Source organism: Rhodococcus gordoniae, assembly GCF_001646655.1.
Lineage (GTDB): Bacteria > Actinomycetota > Actinomycetes > Mycobacteriales > Mycobacteriaceae > Rhodococcus > Rhodococcus gordoniae.
This window is the reverse complement of sequence record NZ_LPZN01000018.1, coordinates 1-10,110: the sequence shown is the minus strand read 5'-3', so window position 1 is coordinate 10,110 and position 10,110 is coordinate 1. Positions and strand designations below refer to the sequence as shown.

Here is a 10,110-nt window from a genome sequence, read left to right as displayed (position 1 = left end):
GGCCGCGACCACCCGTTGTTACCGGGTGGTCAGTTGCCCCATTAGAGCATCGCGGGGCAAGGCGTCATGTTACGGCGAGCCTCGGGCACGCCCGCATGGGGCGACCCTCGGCGGTTCGCCCCATGCGGCAGAGATATCGAGTTCTTGCCGGTCAGCGCCCCGAATCGAGCCGTCGGCCGAGGGCGGGACCGATCACGGCCCAGGCCTTCCGGGTGGCGAGGTCCCAGTGGGAGACGGGGACCTCGCGCGTGGTCACCAGTCCGTTCACGAACGGATACCACGTCTCCGCGGATGACGCGGAGCGGTCGGCCTCGGCGACGAAGACCGTCAGGTCCCCGTCGTAGACCTCGGGTCGATGTGACGCGAGGAGGGTGTAGGAGTGACGCACACCCTCGACGATCCGTTCGATCCGCTCCGGGGTGAGTACGTCGAACGGGGCCGGTAGACCCTCGACGATCTTCTGCGCGTTCTCGGGGGTGAGCTCGGTGAAGGGCACCGAGGCCTCCGGGACGTCCCCGCCGAAACCGAGGACCTCGGCGACGGTGGGTGCGGTCGCCCGCTCCGGAGCCGCAGCGCCTCGTGTCTCCGGGTAGGCGTCGAGCAGCGCGAGGGTCGGAACCTCCTGTCCGGCGCGGCGCAGTCGTATCGCGACGGCCTGGGCGAGGATGCCTCCCATCGACCAGCCGACGAGATGGTAGGGACCGTGCGGGTGGATCTCCCGGATACGCCGGGCGTACTCGTCCGCCCACGCATCGATGCTCGAGGGGAGAGCGCCACTCGCCCCGAGGGCGGGCGACTGCAGACCGTAGACGGGACGGTCGCCCAGATACGGGACGAGACCGGCGAAACCCCATGCGAGTCCCGTCACGGGATGGATGCAGAACACCGGCGCACCCTCCCCACCGGCACGCAGGGGTAGAACGAGATCCAGGCCTGCGTCGCCGAGTGCGTCTCGCGCCGAGTCGCCGTGCGCATCGATCCGGGCGGCGAGTTCCTCGACGCCCGGATGAAGGAAGAGCCACGGCAACTCGACGTGGGCGTCGAGGACGTCCCGCAGGCGTGCGGCGACCTTCACGGCGCTGAGCGAGTTGCCCCCGATTCCGAAGAAGTCGTCGTCGAGACCCACGCGGTCCCGGGTACCGAGCACTTCCGCGTAGATCGAGGCGACGACCGTCTCCGTGCGGCTGCGCGGGGCGCGATACGGCGCCGAGGCGACCTCCGCTTCCGGAAGAGCCTTGCGGTCGACCTTGCCGTTGACGTTGAGCGGCAGCACGTCGAGCGTGACGAAGCCCTGGGGGACCATGTAGGACGGCAGGGTCCGGGTCAGTGCGGCGCGGATCGACGCGATGTCCGGGGATTCGGCGACGGGAACCACGAATGCCACGATCCGATCGCCGTTCTGCACGGTGACGACGGCGTCACGAACCTGCGGGAGCGCACGCAACGCCGATTCGATCTCCCCCAGTTCGATGCGGAAACCCCGCACCTTCACCTGGAAGTCGGCGCGATCGAGGTATTCGAGCGTGCCCGACAGCCCGTCCTCGTCGAACCGCCAGCGCACGACGTCGCCGGTGCGGTACAGACGCGTACCGGGTGCACCGAACGGGTTCGCCACGAACCGTTCGGAGGTGAGCTCGGGACGTCCGAGGTAACCGCGAGCGAGCTGGGCACCGGCGAGATACAGCTCTCCCGCGACACCCGGCGGCACCGGATGCAGGCGGTCGTCGAGGACGAACACCTGCGTGTTGGGGATCGGCGCCCCGATGGGCACGGATGTGTCCGCCGTCTCGGTGACTCGGTGGGCCGTCACCGAGACCGCCGCCTCGGTCGGACCGTAGAGGTTGACGAGGTCCGTGTCGGAGTGCTCGAGGGTGCGCTCCGCGGTGTCGACCGGAAGTACCTCGCCGATCGCCAGGACGCGTCGCAGCGAACCCGGCAGTTCTCCTTCTGCGTCGTCGAGCAGCGCATCGAGCATCGAGGGGACGACGTGCAGGGTCGTCACGTTCTCGCGGCGGATCAAGTCGTTGAGGTAGGCGGGGTCACGGTGTCCGTCGGGCGACGCGACGACGAGCTTCGCACCCGAGGTCGGCGCCGACCAGAACTCCCACACCGACAGGTCGAAGGTCGCGGCGGTCTTGAGGAGGACCGCGTCCCCCTCGCCGAGCCGGTACTCGTTCTTCTTCCAGACCAGCTGATTGACGATCGCCTCGTGCGAGACGACGACTCCCTTCGGACGGCCGGTCGAGCCCGAGGTGTAGATCACATACGCCGCGTTCCCGGCGCGCAGGGGTGCGAGACGGTCGGAGTTCCGCAGGGCGCGACCGTCGTACGCGGCGAGATCGACCGTGTCGACCTCGATCGTCGGGCGGTCACCGGGGAGGTCGATCCGGTCGCGGCCGGTGGTGAGCACACACGCCGGGTCGGCCGACTCCACGATGTACTCGATCCGCTCGCGGGGATGGTCGGGGTCGAGCGGCAGGTACGCTCCACCGGCCTCGACGACGGCATACATCGCGACGACGAGATCGATCGAACGACGGATGGGGAGGGCGACGACCGTCTCGGGGCCGACTCCGTGTTCGATCAGCACCCGTGCGAGACGGCGTACCCGCGTGGCGAATTCACCGTAGGTGAGTTCGCCCTTCGCATCGACGAGCGCGCAGGCCGACGGTGTTGCGCGGACCTGGTCGGCGAACAGGTCGGCGAGGGTCCGGCCGGGGCCCACCGCGACCTGCTCGGCCTCCCATGCTTCGAGCATGGCGGCGAGCTGGTCGGGATCGTGCAGGTCGATATCGCCGACCACGACGTCCGCGTCGTCGGCGACGACCGACAGGATCCGCAGGTAACGGTCGACCATGCGGCGGACGGACGACTCGTCGAACAGGTCGGTGGCGTAACCGAATTCGATGTCGCACCCACCGGGTCCGCCGTTCACGCCGCGGTCGACGATCGTGACGTGGAGGTCGAACCGGACCGACGAGGACGAGGCGTCGAGCGGTTCGACCCGCAGGCCCGGCAACTCGAGCGCGTCGAGAGTGAAATTGTGGTACGACAGGCCCACTTGGAAGAGGGGATGGCGCGCCGGCGACCGAACCGGGTCGAGCACCTCCACGAGCCGCTCGAACGGGACGTCGGCGTGGTCGAAGGCCGCGATGTCCACCCGGCGCGCCTGGTCGAGCAGTTCGGTGAAGGACGCGCCGAGGTCGACGTCGGTGCGCAGGGCGAGCATGTTGACGAACATGCCCACGAGGTCGTCGAGTTCGGGTGCCGATCGGCCCGCGACGGGCGTCCCGATCACCACGTCGTGGGTGTTCGACAGTCGCGCCAGCAGCGCCGCGAGCGCGGCGTGGACGACCATGAACGGCGTCGTCCCGGTGCGGCGTGCCAGCGCGGTGATCGACTCGTAGGTGTCGCCGTCGAGTTCGGTGCGCACGGTGCCGCCGCCCGAGCCGAGGATGGCGGGGCGGACGTGGTCGGTGGCGAGGTCGAGGTGGTCGGGGATACCGGCGAGCGCTTCGGTCCAGTACGCCAGTTGCCGGCCGGCGACGGAGCCGGGATCGTCGTCGCTGCCGAGGACCTCGCGCTGCCACAGCGTGTAGTCGGCGTACTGCACCGGCAGCGGCGTCCACGCCGGCGGACGGCCTCCGGCGCGGGCGGTGTACGCGGTCACGAGATCGCGCACGAGCGGCGCGAGCGACGTGCCGTCACCGGCGATGTGGTGCATCACGAGCATGAGCACGTGGTCGTCGGTTCCGGTCTCGAACAGGGCCGCGCGGACCGGCACCTCCGCGGTCACGTCGAATCCACGTCCGGCGACGGCCGCGAGCCGCTCGACCAGTGCCTCTGCCGGAATCTGCTCCACCGGCACGTCGACCGCGACCCTCCCGGGTTCGAGGATGCGCTGTTCCCCGGTGCCGTCGACCTCCGGGTAGACCGTGCGCAGGGTCTCGTGACGTTCGACGATGTCGGCGAACGCCGTACGCATCGCGTCGATGTCGAGCGTGCCCGCGAGCCGGACCGCCAGCGGAATGTTGTAGACGGCGGACTCGGGATCGAGGCGGTTGAGGAACCACATGCGCTGCTGGGCGTAGGACAGCGGCAGGCGTGCGGGTCTGGGCCGTGCGACGAGCGGCACCGTTCCGCCGGACGAGGTGGCGTCGAGACGGCCCGCGAGCCCCGCGACGGTCGGTTCCTCGAACAGCGCCGCGGCACCGACCGTGACTCCGAGACGTGTCCGGAGACGACCGGTGACGGAGGTCGCGAGCAGCGAGTTGCCGCCGAGATCGAAGAAGTTGTCGTCGAGCCCGACCCGGTCCACACCGAGCACGTCGGCGAACACCTCGGCGATCGCCCGTTCCGATACCGTGGCGGGGGAACGGAACTCGGTGGCCGTGATCTCGGGTTCCGGCAGGGCGGCGCGGTCGACCTTGCCGGACGGGGTGAGGGGAATCCGGTCGAGGACGACGACGGCTGCGGGAACCATGTACGCCGGAAGCAGGTCTGCGACGTGGCGGGTGAGGACATCCGCATCGAGCGCCGCGCCGGCCCCGTGCACGTACGCCACGAGACGTGTCTCCCCGGCAGGTGTCGGGCGGCCGAGGGTGACGGCGAAATCCACTCCGGGGAAGGACGACAGCGCCGCGTCGATCTCCCCGAGTTCGATGCGGAATCCGCGCACCTTCACCTGGAAGTCGTTGCGGCCCACGTAGACGATGCCCGCATCGGCGCTTTCGGGTCCGCGTACGACGTCACCGGTGCGGTACATCCGTGCGCCTCCGGCAGCCGCGACGAATCGTGTCGCCGTCAATCCGGGACGTCCGTGATAGCCGCGGGCCACGCCCGGACCCGAGACGTACAGTTCCCCCACGACACCTGCGGGAACCGGATGCAGACGCGAGTCCAGCACGGACTCCGACACGTTGCGGATCGGGGGCCCGATCGTCACCCGGTCGCCGGGAGCGAGTTCGTCCGAGATGTTCGACATGATCGTCGTCTCGGTGGGGCCGTAGCCGTTGAAGAATCGGCGTCCGGGAGCCCATCGCGTCACCAGTTCGGGCGGGCACGCCTCACCACCGACGACGACCGTGTTCAGCACGCCGAGCCCGGACGGGTCCACCGAGGACAACGCGGCCGGAGTGACGAAGGCGTGGGTGACCCCGTGTCGCAGAACGAATTCTGCGAATTCGCCACCGCCGAAGACCGAGCGCGGCGTCACGACCATGGTCGACGACGCCCCGACCGCCAGGAGCAGTTCGAGTACGGAAGCGTCGAAACTCGGCGATGCGAAGTGCAGGGTGCGCGAATCGGCCGTCAGGCCGTAGCGTTCGACCTGCTCCGCACAGAAGTTCGCGAGACCGGTGTGGGTGACGACCACACCCTTGGGCCGTCCGGTCGAACCGGACGTGTAGATGACGTAGGCGGCGTTGTCCGGTCGCAGCGGACCGCGTCGCTCGTCGAAGCCCACCGGGGTCGAGGCCAGCGCCTCCGCTTCGGACGACACGTCCGGTGCATCGATCCGCAGCCACTCGACGGTCTCCGGCAACGAGGAAGCGGTGTCCGAAAGGGTCAGTCCGGTAACAGCGCCGGAGTCGACCACCATGTGCTCGACCCGATCGGGCGGGTATGTGGGGTCGACGGGTACGAAGGCCGCGCCCGTCTTGGCGACGGCCCAGGTGGCGACCACCGATTCCGGCGACCGGACGAAAGCCAGCGCTACGACGTCCTCGGGGCCGATACCACGGCCGATCAGCAGTCGCGCCAGACGTGACGAAGCGGCGTCGAGTTCCGCGTAGGTCGTCGATCCCGATTCGGAGAGCATCGCGATACCGGAAGGATCGCGCTCGACCGCCGCGGCCAGCAGATGCGGGAGAAGCGCGGTCGCGGGACGGCGGCGTAGACGGTGCTTCCACCGGCGAGAACCGCGCTGTCGGTGAGCGTCTGCGGACACCGCCGGACTCGATTCCGGCCCGATTGCACTGGTGGTCATGCCCTCCCCGATCTCGCCGGGGGTACGCAGAACCAGACGTCGCGAGAGTTCGCGGCGCCCATCGATCGAGCATCCGTGTGGACTGGTCCCCGACTACCGGTCCACACCTGCCGATCGTGATCGAGTCTGGCACAGGCCGGGCTAGGGCTCCACTCGAACGGACGGACCGACTCCGTCTCCCTGGTTGCCCGACTGGGCAATTCGGACATTCTCACCGCAGGTGAACTTCGCCAGGATCGGCCCGATCTCACGGCATCCTTCATCGGAGGTGATGCCCCAGTGATCGACGTCCACGATGTGCCGCACCACGCGACCGGTGACGAACGGATCCCACTCCCGAAGCGAAGGCTGTTCCCGGCGGGAGGATTTCCCGGCCTCGACGAACAACATGTTCCCGTCGAACAGGCCCGGTGTGTGACCTTCGAGCACCTCGAAGGAGTGGGTTATGCCGCGCAGAATCCCGTCGAGGGGAAGCGACCCGAGCGCCGGCCCGTTGTCGTCGGCCGGGTTGTTTGTGAAACGAAACACACCTGCGGGTGGTGTGTCGCCACCCTGCCCGGCCCCCATCAGGCCTGCCATCGCGACCTCCGCCGGATCGACCCGATCGGTCAGGACGATCCGTACGTGCGCGTCGAGGAGGGTCAGCGACGAGACGATCGATCCCGCACGCTGCAACCGGACCGCCATCTCGTGGGCGATGACGCCACCCATCGACCAACCGACGAGGTGATACGGACCGGCGGGCCGGACTTCACGAACGGCCTCGACGTAGACGGCCGCCCATTCCTCGATGGACCCGGGTAGCGGCGCGTCACCCGACAGTGCCGGTGACTGCAGTCCGTAGACCGGGCGTCCGTCCTCCACATACTCGGCCAGCCCGGCGAAACTCCACGCCAGGCCGACGACGGGATGCACGAAGAACACCGGTGGACCATCGGCATCCGGTGTGCGCAGCGGTAGCACGATGTCGAAAGCCGCGCTGCGTCCGTCCTCGCCGGTCGGGTCGGTGCGATCGATCCGTTCCGCGAGATCGGCGACCACAGGACTGTCGAAGATCCACTCGACCGGCACGGTGTGCCCCACCGCAGCCGCCAACTCGCCGTTGACGGCGATCGCGAGCAACGACGTACCGCCGAGTGCGAAGAAGTCGTCGTCCCGTCCCACTCGCTCGATCCGGAGCGTGCGAGCGAATGCCGACGCGACAGCTGCTTCGGTGTCCGTCCGTGGCGGACGGTACCGAGAGGCTTCGGCCCGCAGAACGGGAAGAGCATTGCGGTCGAGTTTTCCGGTGGTCCCCCGGGGCAGTCGGTCGAGCAGGCCGATCGCGGTCGGAATCATGTATCCCGGCAGCCGCTCGGTGAGGGCGGGTCGTAGCGCTTCCACGTCGAGGTCGGTGTCGTCGTCCGCCACGACGAAGGCCACCAGCCGGTCTCCCCGGTCCGCATCCTTCTGCACCGCCGCGGCGGCGGTGATCACCCCCGGGCACGAACGCAGCGCATCCTCGATCTCGGCGAGTTCGACCCGGAAACCGCGGATCTTCACCTGCTGGTCCCGACGTCCCACATACTCGAGTTCGGTGCCGGCCGAGGTCTCCACCCACCGCACGAGATCACCGGTGCGGTACAACCGTCCGTCGCCGAACGGGTCCGCGACGAACCGAGCGGCGGTCTCCGCCGTACGGCCGAGGTATCCGCGCGCAAGCTGTACCCCACCCAGATACAGCTCGCCCACGACCCCCACCGGAACCGGGTTCAGGCGCCCATCGAGCACGCGCACGGTCGTGTTCCATGCGGGCACACCGATCGGAACGACATGCCGGTCGTCCTCCCGCACCTCGTGGGCAGTGACCGAGACGGTCGCCTCGGTGGGACCGTAGAGATTCGTCAGCACGGCATCCGAGCACTTCCGGAATCCCTCGGCCGAGGCGGGCGACAGCGCTTCCCCGATGGACAGCACCCGGCGCAACGAGGCGGGGTATCCGCCGGTCGCTGCCGCGGTGAGCATATCGAGCATGGTCGGTACGGAGTGGAAGGTGGTGACCTCCTCCCGATCCATCAAGGCCAGCATCGCCGCAGGGTCGAGATACCGTCCGGGCGGCGGAACGACCAGGCATCCACCGGAAGTGAGCGCACCCCAGAACTCCCACACCGACAGATCGAAGGTCGGCGGTGTGTGCAGCACTGCCACTTCACGGTCGTCCGCTCCGAACCGGGAACGGATCCATTCCAGCTGGTTCACCACCGCCCGGTGCGGGACGACCACCCCCTTCGGTGTTCCCGTGGAGCCCGAGGTGAACAGCACGTAGGCCGCATTGTCGGGTGACAGCGGCGAAATCCGGTCCGCATCGGTGAAATCGTCCGCCGGCAGCTCTTCCCACGCCGGGTCGTCGATGTCGAACAGAACCGCGTCACGGGTATCGACCGTGCGGGTTGCGCCGGTGGTCTTCGACGAACGGAGAACGAGCGCGGGACGGGCGGTGTCCACGATCTGTTCGATCCGGCCGGGCGGCAGAGAAGGATCGAGGGGAACGTAGGCGCCGCCTGCCGTCGAGACGGCGAACATCGCGACGACGAGCTCGAGAGAGTTCGGCATCAGAAGTCCCACCCGGGTCTCGGGTCCGACACCTGCTGCGACGAGTGCGCGTGCCGTACGGTTCACCCGCGCAGCGAATTCCCGGTACGACGCTCGTCCGCCGGGGTGGACCACCGCGGTGGCCTCCCGGACACGGGATACGTTTCTGCGGAAGAGCTCCGGTAGCGTCTGCGCGTCGGCCGGGTGTCGCCGGCCGCCCGAGATGTGCAGGAGGCGGGTGCGTTGCGCGGGGTCGAGCATCTGTGCGTCGCCCACCGGCCGCGTGGGGTCGGTCACGAGGTCGCGAACCAGGCGCACGAACATGCCCGCGAGTGCCTGCGCGGTGGACTCCTCGAAGAGATCTGTCGCGTAGGTGAGCACACCGGCCAACCCGTCCACCACGCCCTCGCCGTCGTAGCGTTCGGCGAGGATCAGGTGCAGATCGAATTGGGAGACGTTCCTTTCCGCTGCGAGACTTTCGGCCTCGAGACCCGGTAGGTCGAGATACGCGCGCGACAGGTTCTGGAAGGACAATCCGACCTGGAACAACGGGTGGTGCGCGAGAGACCGCACCGGATCGAGCACCTCGACGAGACGCTCGAACGGCACATCGGCGTGCGCGAACGCGGCGAGGTCCGCCTTCCGGACCCGGGAGAGCAGAGTGGAGAACGACTCCACGAGATCTACCTCGGCCCGGAAGACGATGGTGTTGACGAACATTCCGACGAGGTCGTCCAGTGCCGGGTCGTTCCGTCCCGCGACGGGAGTACCGACCACGATGTCGCGCATGCCGGACAGCCGGGAGAGCAGCACCGCGAACGCCGCGTGAACCACCATGAACGGCGTGGCGCCGTGATCCTGCGCAAGTGCCCGGAGCGCCGTGTGGACCTCCGTACCGATCGAGACATCCACGCTTGCACCACGATACGACTGCGCCTTCGGCCGCGGGTGATCGGCGGGAAGGTCGATCCGGTCGGGGATCCCGTCGAGGGCGCGACGCCAGAAATCCACCTGTCGGGAGGACATCGAGCCGGGGTCGGACTCGTCGCCGAGGATCTCGCGCTGCCACAGCGTGTAATCCGCGTACTGCACGGACAATTCGGGGAGCCGCGGTTCCGAACCGGAGAGTCGGGCGACGTAGCAAGCCGCAAGATCCCGGGTCAGCGGTCCCATCGAGTAGCCGTCGGCGGAGATGTGGTGCACCACGACGACGAGCACGTGCTCCTCCGGCGCCGTCCGGAGGAGTTCGACGAGGAACGGGACCTCACGGGTGACATCGAACCGAGTGGAGACGACCCGTTCGATCCTGCCGGCCAGCGCATCCGGCGAGATGTCGACCGGGACGAGCCCGGACCGCACCGAGTCCGCACCGAGAATGTGCTGTACGGGACGGCCGTCGACCTCCGGGTAGACCGTCCGCAACGACTCGTGCCTGGCCACGACGTCATCGATCGCACGGCCGAGCGCGTCTGCGTCGAGCGCTCCGGTGAACCGGACGACGACCGGAATGTTATAGGCCGCAGACGAATCGACACGGTTGAGGAACCACATGC

At 68.5% G+C, this 10,110-nt stretch carries 2 protein-coding genes; both read right to left on the bottom strand.

Going from position 1 to position 10,110, the window contains the following annotated elements:
• Window positions 1-151: 151 nt before the first annotated feature.
• Complete coding sequence (locus A8G18_RS10280; RefSeq protein WP_064063807.1) at window positions 152-5,986, bottom strand: amino acid adenylation domain-containing protein; 5,835 nt, start codon at window positions 5,984-5,986, stop codon at window positions 152-154.
• Between the two features lie 141 nt (window positions 5,987-6,127).
• Window positions 6,128-10,110 (bottom strand): non-ribosomal peptide synthetase (locus A8G18_RS10275; protein ID WP_064063806.1); only part of this gene is annotated, 3,983 nt, incomplete at its 5' end.